Annotated in this window: 1 protein-coding gene; it reads left to right on the top strand. The window is 77.0% G+C overall.

Annotation, left to right across the window (positions count from 1 at the left end):
- Window positions 1–94 precede the first annotated feature (94 nt).
- A complete protein-coding gene (locus FV230_RS29075) occupies window positions 95–601 on the top strand; it encodes a hypothetical protein (RefSeq protein ID WP_147844812.1) in 507 nt (168 codons plus the stop codon).
- Window positions 602–609 lie beyond the last annotated feature (8 nt).

Genomic DNA, 609 nt, shown 5'->3' with positions numbered 1-609 from the left:
CGCCGGCGAAGGCCCGGGCCTGATCCGCCGCGCCCGATCCCAGATCCCGTGCCGGCCGGGTCCAGCCGCGCAACCCCAGCCGAAGGATTCGACCATGTCCCGCTTCTCCGCGGCGCCGGCGCTCGCCGGTGCCCTCTCGATCGGCCTCGCGGCCCCGCCCGCCCTCGCCGCGGCGGGGGGCGCCGTCGTGCTGCCCTGGGGCGACTGGATCGTCGGCTTCGCCACGACGGCGCAGGCGGTGCTGACGCCGCTCCTCGTCGCCCTGGCGACCGGGCTGATCGCCCGGTTCGCGCCGCTGCTCGGCTACGTCCTGTCGAAGTCCGTCGTGGAGGGCATGGTCCGCCGGGTCACCGACTACGCGCTCAACGCGGTGGCCGGCGCCGCCAAGGGGCAGGTGCTCACCGTGCCGGTCGGCTCGGCCGTCATCGCCGCGGCGGTGCAGCGGGCGTCCGACCAGGTGCCGGGCTTCGTCGTGAAGGCCGCTGGAGGCCTGCCCGGCATCGCCGAGAAGGTGTTCCGCCGCCTCGCGTTGGAAGACCGCGCGACCGCCGCCAACACGCTCGCGCCGGCCCTCGCCGCCGCCGGCCTCGCGGCGCGATAGCGCCGGAG

Source organism: Methylobacterium sp. WL6 (assembly GCF_008040095.1).
Lineage (GTDB): Bacteria > Pseudomonadota > Alphaproteobacteria > Rhizobiales > Beijerinckiaceae > Methylobacterium.
This window is presented reverse-complemented; position numbering and strand designations above follow the sequence as displayed.

Excerpts from the sequence above, each read along its gene's own strand:
- FV230_RS29075 (WP_147844812.1), top strand. The coding sequence starts at position 95 with ATGTCCCGCTTCTCCGCGGCGCCGGCGCTCGCCGGTGCCCTCTCGATC.